The 15,919-nt window shown below is 69.8% G+C and carries 12 protein-coding genes and 1 tRNA gene; 12 read left to right on the top strand and 1 reads right to left on the bottom strand.

The window, feature by feature from the left end:
- The first annotated feature begins 96 nt into the window (after positions 1-96).
- The 12 genes from mfd (at position 97) to QRN44_RS13025 (ending at position 15,391) form a co-directional block, all read left to right on the top strand.
- Positions 97-3,708: a transcription-repair coupling factor gene (mfd, locus tag QRN44_RS13080; protein ID WP_121289903.1), complete on the top strand. Its 3,612-nt coding sequence runs from the start codon at positions 97-99 to the stop codon at positions 3,706-3,708.
- A gap of 86 nt (positions 3,709-3,794) precedes the next feature.
- Positions 3,795-4,739, top strand: coding sequence for an alpha/beta fold hydrolase (locus QRN44_RS13075; protein ID WP_285039331.1), 945 nt, complete (start codon positions 3,795-3,797; stop codon positions 4,737-4,739).
- A 77-nt stretch (positions 4,740-4,816) separates the two neighbouring features.
- Entirely contained in the window at positions 4,817-6,268 is a 1,452-nt protein-coding gene (locus tag QRN44_RS13070) for an aldehyde dehydrogenase family protein (protein ID WP_285039330.1), read from the top strand.
- Positions 6,265-6,933: a nucleoside triphosphate pyrophosphohydrolase gene (locus QRN44_RS13065; RefSeq protein ID WP_285039329.1), complete on the top strand. Its 669-nt coding sequence runs from the start codon at positions 6,265-6,267 to the stop codon at positions 6,931-6,933. The genes QRN44_RS13070 and QRN44_RS13065 overlap by 4 nt, the downstream gene beginning before the upstream one ends.
- Positions 6,934-6,992: 59 nt before the next feature.
- On the top strand, positions 6,993-8,300 hold the full coding sequence (gene hisS / locus QRN44_RS13060) for a histidine--tRNA ligase (protein WP_285039328.1): 1,308 nt from the start codon (positions 6,993-6,995) through the stop codon (positions 8,298-8,300).
- 151 nt (positions 8,301-8,451) lie between these two features.
- Positions 8,452-9,441, top strand: coding sequence for an endonuclease/exonuclease/phosphatase family protein (locus tag QRN44_RS13055; RefSeq protein WP_167620447.1), 990 nt, complete (start codon positions 8,452-8,454; stop codon positions 9,439-9,441).
- Positions 9,442-9,557: 116 nt separating this feature from the next.
- Positions 9,558-10,838 carry a phosphopyruvate hydratase gene (eno, locus tag QRN44_RS13050; RefSeq protein WP_079002010.1) on the top strand — a complete coding sequence of 427 codons (1,281 nt, stop codon included), beginning with the start codon at positions 9,558-9,560 and terminating at the stop codon, positions 10,836-10,838.
- A gap of 74 nt (positions 10,839-10,912) precedes the next feature.
- On the top strand, positions 10,913-11,689 hold the full coding sequence (locus QRN44_RS13045; RefSeq protein ID WP_121289911.1) for a septum formation initiator family protein: 777 nt from the start codon (positions 10,913-10,915) through the stop codon (positions 11,687-11,689).
- Between the two features lie 38 nt (positions 11,690-11,727).
- Positions 11,728-12,249 (top strand): DUF501 domain-containing protein, encoded by a 522-nt coding sequence (locus QRN44_RS13040; protein ID WP_064296467.1) that lies wholly within the window; start codon positions 11,728-11,730, stop codon positions 12,247-12,249.
- A 104-nt stretch (positions 12,250-12,353) separates the two neighbouring features.
- A complete protein-coding gene (locus QRN44_RS13035; protein WP_285039327.1) occupies positions 12,354-13,592 on the top strand; it encodes a S8 family serine peptidase in 1,239 nt (412 codons plus the stop codon).
- A gap of 66 nt (positions 13,593-13,658) precedes the next feature.
- Positions 13,659-15,212: an NAD(P)/FAD-dependent oxidoreductase gene (locus tag QRN44_RS13030; protein ID WP_285039326.1), complete on the top strand. Its 1,554-nt coding sequence runs from the start codon at positions 13,659-13,661 to the stop codon at positions 15,210-15,212.
- A 102-nt stretch (positions 15,213-15,314) separates the two neighbouring features.
- Positions 15,315-15,391: transfer RNA gene (locus tag QRN44_RS13025), tRNA-Leu, on the top strand.
- Positions 15,392-15,473: 82 nt separating this feature from the next.
- Here QRN44_RS13025 and QRN44_RS13020 read toward each other — a convergent pair.
- On the bottom strand, positions 15,474-15,776 hold the full coding sequence (locus QRN44_RS13020; RefSeq protein ID WP_285039325.1) for a hypothetical protein: 303 nt from the start codon (positions 15,774-15,776) through the stop codon (positions 15,474-15,476).
- Positions 15,777-15,919 lie beyond the last annotated feature (143 nt).

The raw sequence follows: 15,919 nt of genomic DNA, 5'->3' as shown, positions 1-15,919 counted from the left end.
AGGATGCCGCGTGACGCGTCGTCCGCAGCCGATTGACAGCGGTGGCCGATGGGCGATGGGGTCATGGGTGTCGGTGGCTCGGCGTAGGCTGTCCCGGTGACGCTTCAGGGTTTGACTCACGCGCTTCGGCGCGCCGCAACGATCGACGATGCCCTCGCGTACGCGGGCAAGAGCGCGGACTTCTCGGTGATCGACGGGCTGCGTGCACCGCTCCTCGCGTCGCTCATGGACGAGCGCGGTCGGCAGGGCGCCGCACAGGCGGCCCTCGTCGTCACCGCGACCGGCCGCGACTCCGAGCGCCTCCGCTCCGCGCTCAGCGACCTCATGCCCGAGGCCGAGATCGTCGAGTTCCCGGCCTGGGAGACCCTGCCGCACGAGCGCCTCAGCCCGAGCGCCGAGATCGTCGGCCGACGCTTGGAGGCGCTGCGGCGGCTCGGCGCCTGGACGGGGGAGCGGCCGTTCCTCCTCGTCGCGTCGGTGCGCGCCGCGCTGCAGCCCGTGGCCGACAATCTCACCGAGACCGCTCCGATCGAACTGGTCCAGGGCGGTCGCGGACACGACCTCGCCGCGATCGCGCTGCGACTCGTCGAACTCGCGTACACCCGGGTCGACATGGTGTCGCGGCGTGGTGAGTTCGCGCTGCGCGGTGGCATCCTCGACGTCTTCCCGCCGGTCGCCGACCACCCGTACCGGGTCGAGTTCTTCGGCGACGAGGTCGACGGCATCCGGGCGTTCTCGGTCGCCGACCAGCGATCGCTGCCCGAGCCGGTCGACGCGATCCGTCTGCCGCCGTCTCGGGAACTGCTCCTCAGCCCGGCCGTCCGGCAGCGCGCCGCGGAGATGCAGCACGAGTTCCCGAGCCTCACCGGGATCCTCGAGAAGATCGCGGAGGGCATCGCGGTGGAGGGCATGGAGTCGCTCTCCCCGGCCCTCGTCGACCGCCTCGTCCCGATCACCCACTACCTGCCGGATGGAGCGGCCGTCGCCGTCGTGTCGCCGGAGCGCGTCGTCACGCGGTCGATCAGCCTCGCCGAGACGAACCGCGAGTTCCTCGCCGCCGCATGGAGCGCCGCGACCGTCGGTGCGAACGCGCCGATCGACCTCGCCTCCGGCGACTTCATCTCGCTGGGCGCCCTGAAGGAGTCCGTCACCTTCAGCGCTCCCGGCCAGCCGGCAGCCGACCACCCGTGGTGGACGTTCAGCGGCTTCCGCGCCGGCCCCGACGTCGAGACGCTCCCGGAGCACCTCGAACTCGACGAGCTCCTCACCGTCACGGTCGACGGCGACACCGTGCCGAGCTTCCACGGCAACGTCGAGGGTGCCATCGAACACGTTGCCGACCGCATCCGCGAGGGGTGGACGGTCGTCGTCGCCGCCCGCGGGGTCGGTCTCGTCGAGCGCGCGGCGGACGTCCTCGCCGAGCACGAGATCGCCGCTCGCATGGTCGACGAGCTGCCGGCCGACCCGGAGCCCGGCGTCGCCTACCTGTTGCAGGCCGACGTCGAGGGCGGCTTCGAGCTCGAGACGTCGAAGCTCATGCTGCTCGGCGAGACCGAGTTCTACGGACGCACCGCCGGGTACGACTCGCGCCTGGTCAAGAAGCTCGCCACCCGACGCAAGAACGTCGTCGACCCGATGCAGCTCCGGTCCGGCGACTTCGTCGTGCACCAGACCCACGGCATCGGCAAGTTCGTCGAGATGACCCAGCGCGAGGTCTCGAGCGGCGGACGCAACCCGGTGAAGAGCACCCGCGAGTACCTCGTCCTCGAGTACGCACCCTCCAAGCGCGGCTACCCGGGCGACAAGCTGCTCGTCCCCACGGACCAGCTCGACCTGCTCACCCGCTACGTGGGCGGCGAGGCTCCGCAGCTCAGCAAGATGGGCGGCAGCGATTGGTCGCAGGCGAAGAGCAAAGCGCGCAAGGCCGTCCGCGACATCGCCGTCGAACTGGTCAAGCTCTACTCGGCGCGCATGGCGTCGAAGGGGCACGCCTTCGGCCCCGACACCCCGTGGCAGCGCGAGCTCGAGGAGGCGTTCCCGTTCGCGGAGACCCCCGACCAGCTGCAGACCATCGACGAGGTCAAGGCCGACATGGAGCGCGAGATCCCGATGGACCGCCTCCTCTCCGGCGACGTGGGGTTCGGGAAGACCGAGGTCGCCGTCCGTGCCGCGTTCAAGGCCGTCCAGGACGGCAAACAGGTCGCGATGCTCGTGCCGACCACGCTGCTCGTCAAGCAGCACTTCGAGACCTTCCAGGAGCGGTTCGCCGGGTTCCCGGTACACCTGCGGCCGCTCAGCCGGTTCCAGTCCGACAAGGAGGCTCGGGAGGCGCTCGCCGGACTCGCCGACGGCACGGTCGACGTCATCATCGGGACCCACCGGCTCCTCACGGACAAGGTGCAGTTCAAGGACCTCGGTCTCGTGATCATCGACGAGGAGCAGCGGTTCGGTGTCGAGCACAAGGACGCCCTCAAGAAGTTGAAGACGAACGTCGACATCCTGGCCATGAGCGCGACCCCGATCCCGCGCACGCTCGAGATGGCGGTCACCGGCATCCGGGAGATGTCCACGCTCGCCACGCCACCGGAGGACCGCCACCCGATCCTGTCCTTCGTCGGTCCGTACAACGGCAAGCAGGTCGGTGCGGCGATCCGGCGCGAGCTCCTGCGCGAAGGCCAGATCTTCTTCGTGCACAACCGGGTCTCGTCCATCAGCCGGGTCGCGGCGGACCTCGCGGAGCTCGTCCCCGAGGCACGCATCGCCATCGCTCACGGTCAGCTCGGCGAGGCCGCGCTCGAACAGGTCGTGGTCGACTTCTGGGAGCGCCGCTTCGACGTCCTCGTCTGCACGACGATCATCGAGACCGGCCTCGACATCTCGAACGCCAACACGATCATCATCGACCGCGCCGACAAGTACGGACTGAGCCAGCTGCACCAGCTGCGGGGTCGTGTCGGGCGAGGTCGTGAGCGCGCCTACGCCTACTTCCTCTACGACGAGCACAAGCCGCTCTCCGAGACCGCCCACGACCGGCTCTCGACCATCGCGGCCAACAACGAGCTCGGCAGCGGTATGCAGGTCGCCCTGAAGGACCTCGAGATCCGTGGCGCCGGCAACATGCTCGGCGGTGAGCAGGCCGGCCACATCGCGGGAGTGGGCTTCGACCTCTATCTCCGCATGATCGGCGAGGCCGTGTCCACCTTCCGAGGCGACGTCGCCGAGGGGCAGACCGAGCTCCGGCTCGAGCTACCCGTCGACGCACACATCCCCGAGGAGTACGTCGACAGTGAGCGGCTGCGGCTGGAGGCCTACCAGAAGCTGTCGGCCGCGTCCGGGCCGGCGGCGAAGGACGGTCAGATCGACCTCGTGATCGACGAACTCACCGACCGCTACGGCGAGCCGCCGGCGCAGGTGAGCACGCTCATCGCCGTCTCGAGGCTCCGCCAGCGTGCGCAGCGCTCGGGACTCAGCGACCTCATCGCCGTCGGACCGAACCTGCGGGTCACCCCTGCCGACCTCCCCGACTCGATTCAGACGCGGTTGCGACGCATGTATCCCGGCGCGAAGTACCTGGCCCAGACGAACACCGTCATCGTGCCGTTGCCGCGCGTCGGCGACGAACCGCTGGCCGACACCGACCTCATCGCCTGGGTGCAGCAGTTCCTGAACGCGATCTACCCGCTGCCGGAGGGCTCGACGTCGTCCTAGCGGGCAGCAGGAGATGGGCCCGCGGGACGACAGCGTCGGTACCCGCGGCCGATCCGACAGCCGTCGTCCATCCCTAGCGTGGAGGGATGAAGAAGTTCCTCCGCATCGTCCTCACCGGGGTCGTGGCGCTCGTAGCGCTCGTGCTCGCCGGGCTCCTCACGACCACCATCGTCAACACCGCCGCATCGGCTGCTGAAGCCACGCGCATCGAGGAGTACGGGCAGCGGGTCGAGGTCGACGGTAAACGCATGAACGTGTCGGTGACGGGAGACGGTGACCAGACGATCGTCCTCCTGCCCGGCTTCGGCACCGGTTCGCCCGTGCTCGACTTCTCGCCGCTCGTCGGGGAGCTCTCGTCGTCGTACCGGGTGATCGTGGTCGAGCCCTTCGGTTACGGGCTGAGCGACCAGACCGACGTGCCGCGAACGACCGAGAACATCGTGTCCGAGATCCACGAGGCGGTCGCCGGGCTCGGCATCGACCGGTACGTGTTGATGGGGCACTCCATCGCGGGGATCTACGCGCTGGACTACGTCGAGCGGTTCCGCGACGAGGTGACGGCGTTCGTCGGTATCGACAGCAGCGTGCCCGATCAGCCGGGCATGGACGCCGCGCTGCCGGTCGACGCCCTGCGTGCGGCGAAGGCGCTCGGCATCACCCGGGTCGTCACGGCGCTGTCGGGCGACCCGTACCCGGATCCGCCGTACGACCAGCACACGCGTGAGCAGCTCGGGATGATCTCGCTGCGCAACACCTCGAGTGCGACGTCCTCGGACGAGATGTCGCGCATCGGGGCGAACTTCCGAGCGGCGAAGGGGAAGACCTTCCCGGCAGAACTCCCGGTGCTGCTCTTCGCCCAGCGGGACAACCCGACGGTGGAGGGGTGGCTGCCGCTCCATGAGGAGCAGGCCGCGACCGTCGACCGAGGCGAGGTCGTGCCGCTCGACGCCGACCACTACCTGCACCACACGAAGTCCCGCGAGATCGCCGCGGACGTCGACCGCTTCCTCGCGACTCCGGGCGTCGGGTAGCCGGTCGACGGGCCAGGCCGTCGGCCTGCGGACGGACGTATGCTGGTGCCCACGATCCCGTCGAGTCGGAGGAACCCATGGCGACCAGCATCCGGACGAAGCAGGAGCCGAAGGTGGTCGTGGCCGACGCCGTGGCCCGGCTCCGACAGACCTTCGACCGCGGCACCACGAAGCCCGTGGCCTGGCGGCTCCGTCAACTCCGAGCGCTGAAGCAACTGCTCCTCGAACGCGGTGGCGAGCTCGAGCGGGCGCTGGCGACCGACCTGGGCAAGAGCGGCACCGAGGCGCAGATCACGGAGATCGGCCTCCTCGTCGGCGAGATCGATCACACGCTGAAACACCTCAAGCGCTGGGTACGGCCTCGACGCGTTGCGGTGCCGCTCACCCTCGCCCCGGCGTCGGCATCGGTCGTGGCGGAACCGGTCGGCGTCGTCCTCGTCATCGGCCCGTGGAACTATCCGGTCCAGCTCTGCATCGGTCCCGTCATCGGGGCGCTCGCCGCGGGTGACGCCGTCCTGCTGAAGCCCAGCGAGCTCGCCCCCGCCACGAGCGCCGCACTCGCGCGCCTCCTCCCGGAGTACCTCGACGACCGTGCCGTCGCGGTCGTCGAGGGCGATGCGGCGGTCGCCACCGCCCTCCTCGCCGAGCGGTTCGACCACATCTTCTACACGGGTGGCGCCACCGTGGGCAAGGTCGTCGCCCGGGCCGCGGCGGAGCATCTGACCCCGATCACCCTGGAACTCGGCGGGAAGTCGCCGGTGTACGTCGACGACACCGTCGACCTCGCGGATGCGGCCCGCCGGATCGTCTGGGGCAAGCTCATGAACGCCGGCCAGACCTGCGTCGCCCCCGACTACCTGCTCGCGACGCGGTCGGTCGCCGATCGGCTCGTCCCGTACCTGCGCGACGCGATCGCAGCCCTCTACGGCCCGGACCCCGCCGACAGTGCCGACTACGGCCGCATCATCTCCGACAGGCACTTCGACCGGGTCAGCGGTCTGCTCGACGGTCTCGAACCGGCCCTCGGCGGCGAGGTCGACGCCTCGGAACGGTACATCGCCCCGACCGTCGTGAACGGCGTCGACGCTTCGGCGTCGATCATGCAGGAGGAGATCTTCGGTCCGATCCTGCCGATCCTCCACGTGTCCGGGCTCGAACAGGCCATCGCGCACATCCGGGCGGGGGAGAAACCGCTCGCGCTCTACGTCTTCAGCGATGACCGCGCCACGCGGAAGCGGTTCACGCGCGACACCTCCTCCGGCGCGTTGGCGTTCGGCGTGCCGGCCGCCCACCTCCTCGTGCCGGGTCTGCCGTTCGGCGGTGTCGGGGCCAGCGGAATGGGCGCGTATCACGGTCGCCATTCCTTCGACACGTTCAGTCACGCGAAGGCGGTGTTCTCCAAGCCGCTGTCTCCGGACACGCTGTCGCTCGTCTACCCGCCTTTCACCGAAGCGCGCGACCGGATCGCGCGATTGATCTCGAAGACCGGCAGCACCGACGGCCGCCGCCCGTGGGGAGCCCGTCGGTGAGCAGCGAGCCCGTCGGCGACACCTCCGCTGAGCGCCTCGTCGACGCCATGCGGCAGATCCGCGACCGCTGTGTGTGGACGCAGGGCATCGATCACGACATGCTCGTGCCGTACCTCATCGAGGAGAGCTACGAGCTCGTCGAAGCGGTCGAGGCCGGGACGCGCGACGAACTCGTCGAGGAACTCGGCGACGTACTGTGGCAGGTCGTCTTCCATGCGGAGATCGCATCCCGTGACGCCGATGCACCGTTCGACTTCGACGACGTCGCCGAGGCCGTCACCCACAAGATGGTCCACCGTCATCCGCACGTGTTCGGCGACGAAGCAGCGCCGACCCCGGAGGACGTGGTGCGCGTCTGGAACGCCGCGAAGGCCGAGGAGAAGGCGAAGCGCAGCAGCGCGCTCGAGGGGATCCCGCAGGGGATGCCGTCGCTCGCCCTGGCCGACAAGGTGCTCGGCAGGGCCGTGCCGCTCGGAGTCGGACCGATGGCCGTCGCCGATGTCGTCGACGACGAGGACGCCCTGGGGGAGCAGCTCCTCGCCGTGGTCGCTGCAGCACGGGCGAACGGGCTCGACGCGGAACGGGCGCTCCGGGGTGCCGTCCGTCGGTTGAGCGCGCGGGTGCGGGACGCCGAGCGTCCGGTGGCATCACCGACCGACGACTGAGCGAGGGTCACCGGGCGCCTGCTCACGGTGCCCGTTCCCCGCCATGCCAGAATTGAGGCATGGCAGCTCCAGTGAACCCGCCGCGCGGCATGCGCGATTTCCTCCCCGCCGACAAGGCCCGCCGGGAGCACGCGCTGGCCACCATCCGTCGCGTCTTCACCGCGCATGGCTTCGACGAGATCGAGACGCCCGTGGTGGAGGAGTACGAGCGGCTACACTCCGGGCTCGGCGGCGACAACGAGAAGATGGCGTTCAACATCCTCCGGCGGAAGCTCACCCCGGAGGCCATCGTGGCCGCAGCGGACAACCAGACCGAACTCACCGACCTCGGCCTGCGCTTCGACCTCACCGTGCCGCTCGCCCGGTTCTACGCGACGCACCGGGCCGAGCTCCCGCCGGTGTTCCGATCGATCCAGATCGCTCCGGTCTGGCGCGGCGAACGGCCGCAGCAGGGCCGGTACCGCCAGTTCGTGCAGTGCGACATCGACATCATCGGAGAGTCGTCGAACCTCGCGGAGACCGAGCTCATCATCGCGACCCTCGGGGCCCTCGCCGAGCTCGGCATCACCGGCTGCAGCGTGCGGATCAACGACCGCCGACTCCTCATCGGGATGCTCGAATCGCTGGGCTTCCCCGCCGACGAGCACGCACAGGTGCTCATCACGATCGACAAGCTCGACAAGATCGGTCAGCAGGGCGTGGTCGCCGAAATGCGCGACCGTGGCGTCGACGCCACCGCCGTCGACGCACTCGAGGCCTTCTTCTCCCGTCCGCAGACGATGGAGTTCAACACCTTCGGCGAGCGGGCGATCCGCAAGGCGCTGCCGCTCGGTGCCGATGACGCCGTCGTCGCGGAGCTCGACGCGCTCGGGAAGGGCGTCGCCGCGGCGACCTCCCTCCAAGGTCAGCCGGCCGACCCCTTCGCGAACCCGCTGGTGTTCGACCCCTTCCTGGTGCGGGGCATGGGGTACTACACGGGCGCCATCTTCGAGATCGCGCACCCCGACCTCGGGTACTCGCTCGGCGGCGGTGGTCGCTACGACGGCATGATCGGTCGTTTCCTCGGTCAGGACGTGCCGGCGGTCGGATTCTCGATCGGCTTCGAGCGCATCGTCGACCTCATCGAGCTCCCCGCCGGAGCGGCCGCGGATGCCGTCGTGCTCGTGCACGACCGCGACGTGCCGCCGGTGACGCTGGTCGCGTTGAAGGCCAAGCTCGTCGCCCAGGGGCGTCGGGTGCGCCTCGAAGCCCGCGTGAAGAACCTCAAGGCCCTCCTCGACCGCGTGTCGGCGGCCGGCTTCGGCGCCTTCGCGTTCGTCTCGGCCGACTCGACGCTCGAGTCGCTCGAGTTCAAATCGCTCGACTGACGATTCCCGCGTCCGCTTCCCGATCCTCGGCGCGCTTCCGAGCCGCTGCCCAGCTCGTCGGTGCAGGATGGACCATTCGGCCGGATCGCCTCCCTCGAGCGATCCGACCGCTCTGCCCCCGATCGAAGAACTGGTTCCCCCGATGAGCGTCATGGCCCCTGCAGCGCGCCCGCAGCGCGCCCCGGAGTCGACCGGCCCCACGCGCCGCCGGGTGAGCCTCGTGCGGCGCCGGGCGACGACGCTCGCGCTGGCCGTCGGAGTCCCGCTCGCCCTGCTGACGGCCGCCCACGCCCTCGTCCCCGACATCCTCGGCCTCGGGCTCGTCTGGGACAACGCCCTGCCGTGGACGTGGGTCCTGCTGCCGGTGCTCTTCCTCGTCCTCCTCGTCGCCCGCACGCCGGGCGCCGTCATCGGTCTCCTCGCGCCGACGCTCGTCTGGGCCTTCCTGTTCGGCCCCGGCGTCGTCCCCATGGGCGACGGGCGCTCGGCGGTCCCGGCCGAGGCCTCCCTCACGGTTGCCAGCCAGAACCTCGGGCCGGAGGGCGACCCCGCGGTCATCGCGGGTTCCCTCCAGGCGAGCGGTGCGGATCTCATCGCGCTCCAGGAGATCGAGGACCACGACCGCGAACCACTCGCCGCGACGCTCGACGAGCAGTACCCGTACTCCGTGCTCACGGGGACGGTGGGTCTCTGGAGCCGCTATCCGATCGCCGACTCGGTCGGGCTGAAGCTCGGCCTCGACTGGTACCGGGCGATCAACGCCGTCGTCGACACCCCGTCCGGGGCCGTGAGCGTCTACGTGATCCACGCCGACTCCGCGCGTCCGGGTGCGCACGCCGAACGGGACGTGATGCTCGCGGAGTTGGCCGAAACCGTCGCGGCGAACACCCGCGATCGGATCGTCGTCATGGGCGACTTCAACGCCTCTGCCTCCGACCGGGCGCTCGCCGCACTCCAGAGCGAGGTGTCTGAGCCCAACCAGAGCGAGGGCGGCTTCGGACTCACTTGGCCGGCCGGGACACCGCTCATGCGACTCGACCACGTCTTCGTCCGCGGCATGACCGCGACCCACAACGCCGTCGGCGACGCCGAGGGCAGCGACCACCACGGCATCGTGTCGAGCTTCCGGCTCGACCGCTGACCGCGCGCCTCGGGCGACGATCCGCGGCTCTGCGCCCGTTCAGCCGATGTCACTAGACTGAGCGCGGGCGGCCGTCGTACCCGTCCCACGTCCCAATCCCCACAAGGAGAACATCAGTGGCACTCATCGAGGCAGTAGGCGCTCGCGAAATTCTCGACTCCCGAGGCAACCCGACCGTCGAGGTCGAGGTGCTCCTGGAAGACGGCACGGTCAGCCGTGCAGCAGTCCCGTCCGGCGCATCGACCGGTGCGTTCGAAGCGTACGAGCTGCGTGACGGCGATGCCGCGCGTTACCTCGGCAAGGGTGTCGAGAAGGCGGTCGACGCCGTCCTCGACGAGATCGGCCCGGCACTCGAGGGCATCGAGGCGGACGACCAGCGCCTCGTCGACCACACCATGATCGAGCTCGACGGCACCGAGAACAAGAGCCGCCTGGGCGCGAACGCGATCCTCGGTGCGAGCCTCGCGGTCGCCCGTGCCGCTGCGGACTCCGCAGACCTGTCGCTCTACCGCTACGTCGGCGGCGCCAACGCCCACGTCCTCCCGGTCCCGATGATGAACATCATCAACGGTGGCTCGCACGCCGACACCGGCGTCGACATCCAGGAGTTCATGATCCTCCCGATCGGTGCCCCGAGCTTCCGTGAGGCGCTCCGCTGGGGCACCGAGACGTACCACACGCTCAAGGGCCTGCTGAAGTCGAAGGGCTTCGCGACCGGCCTCGGCGACGAGGGCGGCTTCGCCCCCGACTTCGAGCACAACCGTGCGGCCCTCGACTTCATCGTCGAGGCCATCGAAAAGGCCGGCTTCACGGTCGGAACCGACATCGCGCTCGGCCTCGACGTCGCCTCCAGCGAGTTCTACAAGGACGGCGCGTACCAGTTCGAGGGCAAGGCGCTCAACAGCACCGAGATGACCGCGTACTACGCCGACCTCGTCGCGAACTACCCGCTCATCACCATCGAAGACCCGCTGGCCGAGGACGACTGGGCGGGCTACGCCCACCTCACCCCCGAGCTCGGCTCCAAGGTTCAGATCGTGGGCGACGACCTGTTCGTCACGAACCCGAAGCGTCTCGCCGACGGCATCGCCAAGGGTGCGGCGAACTCGCTGCTCGTCAAGGTCAACCAGATCGGGACGCTCACCGAGACGCTCGACGCGGTCTCCCTCGCTCAGCGCTCCGGCTACACGACGATCCTGTCGCACCGCTCCGGCGAGACCGAGGACACCACGATCGCCGACCTCGCGGTCGCGACGAACGCGGGTCAGATCAAGACCGGTGCGCCTGCGCGCAGCGAGCGGGTCGCGAAGTACAATCAGTTGCTGAGGATCGAAGAGGAGCTGGGCCAGGCAGCCGTCTACGCCGGCCGCAGCGCCTTCCCCCGGTTCACCGCCTAAGCATCGTCACCTGAAGGCTCTCAGGGGTGCCGATCGGCACCCCTGAGAGCCTTCGTCGTGTGCGGGAGGCGCCTGTGAAGAAGCCATCGATGCCGGCCGGCGGCGAGTCGAAGCGCACGCCGTCCGGCAGCGGAGCAGCGTCCTCCTCGTCCTCCGGCTCGTCGAAGCAGCGACCGGCGTCGAAGCCCCGATCGAACTCCGCGGATGCCTCCGCCAAGCGCTCCTCCTCGTCCTCCAAGCGCCCGGCGGGAGCCACCGCGAAGCCCGCACGCTCCGCAGCCACAGCCCCGCGGTCGACGACGAAGGCACCGCGATCCGCATCGGCCGGTTCCTCGGCACCGCGCTCGCGGACCGGCTCGACACGGACCACCCCGGCACGCCAGTCGGACGCCGGTGGCTGGTTGCGGAGTCTGCGACTGTCCGGGTTCAGCGTCCTGCTCCTCGGGATCCTCGTGCTCGGGGTCGTCGTCCTCGCGCCGAACCTCAAGACCTTCCTCGAGCAGCGGCAGCAGATCGCCGCGCTGGAGGCCGGTGTCGCCGACACCCAGAAGCAGGTGGACGCGCAGCAGGCCGAACGCGAGCGCTGGAACGACCAGAGCTACGTCATGACCCAGGCGCGCGACCGCCTGTTCTACGCCCTACCCGGCGAGGTCAGCTACATCATCATCAACGACGTCGACCCGGCCTCGCTGCCCACCACCGAGACACCCGTGAGCGACACGCTCGTCGACTCGCAGTCCGACTGGCTCGACGGGCTGCTGTCCTCGCTCGTCGCCACCGGCTACTCGCCGGCCCCGGTCGCGACCGAGACCCCTGCTCCCACGCAGACGACGCCTCCCGCCGGCGGCTGACGTCCGGACGCAGTGGTGAACCCGGCGATAATGGAACCATGAGCACCCCTCCCTTCGGCCCCGTCTCCGAGCGCGACGTCGAGATCGTGTCGGCGCAACTGGGACGCCCGGCGCGGAACGTCGTCGGCATCGCGGCGCGCTGTGTCTGCGGCGCCCCGACGGTCGTCTCCACCGCTCCTCGCCTGGCCGACGGCACGCCGTTCCCCACGTTCTACTACCTGACCCACCCGGCCGCCACGGCCGCGGTCTCCTCGCTCGAGGCGACCCAGGTGATGAACGAGTACAACGAGCTCCTGGCCGAGGACGAAGCGGTCCGCGCTGCCTACGCCACCGCGCACACGGCCTACCTCGCCGACCGCACCTCCATCGCCGAGGTCGCCGAGATCGACGGGATCTCCGCCGGCGGCATGCCGGTGCGGGTCAAGTGCCTCCACGCGCTCGTCGGCCACGCCCTTGCGGCTGGTCCGGGCGTCAACCCCATCGGCGACCTCGCGCTCGACCGCGCGAGCTGGAGCCCCGAGGTGTGCGCATGCGCGGACGGCCAGGCGGGGCAGGGATAGGCCCCGCACGCGACGGGGGTCGCCTGTGGGGGAGTGACGGACCGCGACGCGGAGACCGTCGTCGTCCGCGCGGCCTCCGAGGTGCGCTGTCGGCGCTGTCCGCGATGCTCCTGACGCTCCTGCTCGTGGGGACGCAGGCGCTCCCGGCGTCTGCGGACACGGTGCGCGACATGCAGTACTGGCTCGGCGACTACGGCTTCACGACGGCCTGGGAGACGACGAAGGGCGCCGGTGTCACCGTCGCCGTGATCGACACCGGCATCGCGAGCGGTCCCGCGGAGATGACCGGCGCGGTCGCGGGAGGCGTCGACGTCTCCGGGCTCGGGAGTCCCGACGGCCGGACTCCGGTGGGCTCCGAGGGGAGCGAGCACGGGACGCTGGTCGCCTCGATGATCGCCGGTCGTGGTCGCACGGGCGGTGCCGGGGTCATCGGCGTGGCGCCCGAGGCGCGCCTGCTCTCCGTCTCGGTCGGGTTCGGCTCCGACGGGTCGGCCGTCGTCCCCTGGGACGACCAGATCGCGACCGCTGTCCGTTGGGCGGTGGACAATGGCGCGGACGTCATCAACATGTCCCTGACGCGCAACAGTCTCGACTGGCCGACGAGCTGGGACGACGCCTTCCTCTACGCCTTCTCGCACGATGTCGTCGTGGTTGCTGCAGCGGGCAACCGGGGGAGTGGGACGGTCGAGGTCGGCGCTCCGGCGACGATCCCGGGCGTGCTGACCGTCGCCGGTGTGGATCGCACGGGGTCGGCGAGCTTCGACGCCTCGAGCCAGGGCATCACGATCGCCGTCGCTGCGCCGAGTGAGCAACTCGTCGGGGTGACGCCCGCCGGGTCCTACGTGCAGTGGCAGGGGACGAGCGGGGCGGCGCCGATCGTCTCCGGACTCGTGGCCCTCGTCCGCTCCGCCTGGCCGGAGCTCAGCGCCGCCGACGCCATCAAGCGCGTGACGGCGACGGCGAAGCAGGTGGGCGACTCCGCGCAGAGCCCCATCTACGGTGCAGGTCTCATCGACGCCGCGAAGGCGGTCAGCGGTTCCGTCGGTCCGGCGACGACCTCGCCGGAGCAGCAGCTGTCCGACTGGATCACGCTCTACCGACGGGCACCGCAGGTCCCCGATCCCGATCCGAGTGCCGAGCAGCCGTCGCCGACACCGGAGCCGGTACCCCCGGCGATCCCGGAGAACGAAGCCGTCGAGGTGCGCGCGAACCCCTTCCTCCCGACGCCGAGCACCCTGCTCTACGGCTCGCTGCCACTGGCGCTCCTCCTCGGAACTGGTAGCCTGGTCACGCTCGGTGTCATAGGCGCTACCAGGCATTTCAAGCGGGTGCTGCAGAAGTAGTACTCTGTTCCGATATTCTCAGACACTCATCTGAACCAATCGTCTTGACGTAGGAGATCGTTCGCCGTGCCCAAAATTCTGATCGTCGGTGGTGGTTACGCCGGGTTCTACACCGCATGGAAGCTCGAGAAGCAGCTTCGTCGTGGTGAGGCCGAAGTCACCATGGTCGACCCGCTGCCCTACATGACCTACCAGCCCTTCCTGCCGGAGGTCGCCGCCGGTTCCATCGAGCCGCGTCACGCGGTCGTCTCGCCGCGTCGTCACCTGAAGCACACCAACGTGATCACCGCCAAGGTCACGGGCATCAACCACGCCGAGAAGAAGGCGACCATCACGCCTGAGGTCGGTGAGCCCTGGGAGGTCGACTACGACATCATCGTCGTCACCGCCGGAGCCGTCTCCCGCACCTTCCCGATCCCCGGTGTCGCCGACACCGCGATCGGGCTCAAGACCATCGAAGAGGCCGTCGCGATCCGCGACCGCGTGCTCTCCAACTTCGACAAGGCCGCGAACCTGCCGGCGGGTCCCGAGCGCGACCGCCTGTTGACGTTCACGGTCGTCGGTGGCGGCTTCGCCGGTATCGAGGTCTTCGCCGAGCTGCGTTCGTTCGCGAGCTCGCTGCTGAAGTTCTACCCGCAGCTGTCCTTCGAGGACACGCACTTCCACCTCATCGAGGCCATGGGTCGCATCATGCCCGAGGTCAAGATCGAGACGAGCCACTGGGTCCTCAAGAACCTGGCCGAGCGCGGCGCGCTCGTGCACCTCGACACGCAGCTGCAGTCGGCTGTCGACGGCAAGATCGAGCTCTCGACCGGTGAATCGTTCGAGTCCGACCTCATCGTCTGGACCGCCGGTGTCATGGCGAACCCCGGCGTCGTCCGCGGTGGCGACCTCCCCGTCGAGGAGCGCGGCCGCATCAAGACCCGCGCCGACCTCCGTGTCGGCACCGACGACGACATCGTCGAGGGTGCTTGGGCGGCCGGCGACGTCTCCGCCGTCCCCGACCTCAGCGGTGGTGGCGTCGGCGGCTTCTGCGTGCCGAACGCTCAGCACGCCGTCCGTCAGGGCAAGCTCCTCGCGAGGAACATCACCGCGGTCCTCCGTGGCGAGGAGCCGAAGAACTACTTCCACAAGAACATGGGTGCGGTCGCCGGTCTCGGCATCGGCGTCGGCGTCTTCCAGTCCGGCAACCTCGCGATCAAGGGCCTCCCGGCCTGGTTCGCTCACCGTGGGTACCACGGGCTGGCCATGCCGAGCTTCGAGCGCAAGTTCCGCGTGTTCGGTGGCTGGTGGAACAACTTCTGGCTCGGACGCGACATCGTCTCCCTGTCGGCCGTGCAGAACCCGCGTGAGGCCTTCGAGACCTTCGCATCGCGCCCGAAGCCCCCGGCAGACGCTGCGGCCCCCGCAGCAGCTCCGGCGGCTCCCGCAGCGGCTGAGAAGCCCGCTCGCAAGGCTCCCGTGAAGCGCAAGCCGAAGGCCGCCGCCCCGGCCGAGGCCGCGGCGCCCGCCGCCGAGGCACCTGCGGCCGAGGCTCCCGCTGCTGCTGGCGCGCCGACGGGTGCCGACGACGAGCAGGCCTACGCGACGCCCGCTGAGGAAGTCAGCGCGAACAAGTAGTCCGGTCCGGAGCCCAGCTCCGTTCCTCGAGAGGCGCATGTCATCCGGTCCGCCGGGGCATGCGCCTCTCGGCGTTCGACGCCTCGATACGATGAGGTGCACGCCCCCGTAGCCCAACTGGCAGAGGCAGGCGACTTAAAATCGCCGCAGTGTGGGTTCGAACCCCACCGGGGGTACCACTCTGCCTCCTCGACCCAGACCGCCCCACCGTGTCAGCCCGTTTCCTGATGGGATGCACGGGTCGTGGGTTGTGCGAGCGGGTCACCGCCGAGTTCGACCGGACGGCGCGGCCATCGCGGACACCGGGAGGTGCCCCGCAGCGAGGACTGCCGCCGCGACGGCGATCCACGGGTTGCTCAACCACGCTGCAGCACAGAAGAACACCACGACCGGGAGGACTGCCATCGGAATCGGCACCCACCACCAGCGCTGGTAGAGCAGCGTCCCGTCGCGACCGCCGAACAGATACCGACCCCACATCGCGTAGTACCCCGCCAACGCGACGAGCGCCGGGATCGCCCACTCCCACAGGACAACTCCCGGCGCGGTGATGGCCGGGACCACCAGGCACGACGCTTGACCTGCACGTTCGAGCCAGATCCGCGGACGAGGTGCCCGCGTGGCGGGGTGGTGACGCTCGGTGGGAACCACAACAGCAAGAGGTTCGGTGCCAGGACCGCGAGCCCGACGACCAGACCCCACAAGGA

The organism is Plantibacter sp. lyk4-40-MEA-4 (genome assembly GCF_030209415.1).
GTDB lineage: Bacteria > Actinomycetota > Actinomycetes > Actinomycetales > Microbacteriaceae > Plantibacter > Plantibacter flavus_A.
This window is presented reverse-complemented; position numbering and strand designations above follow the sequence as displayed.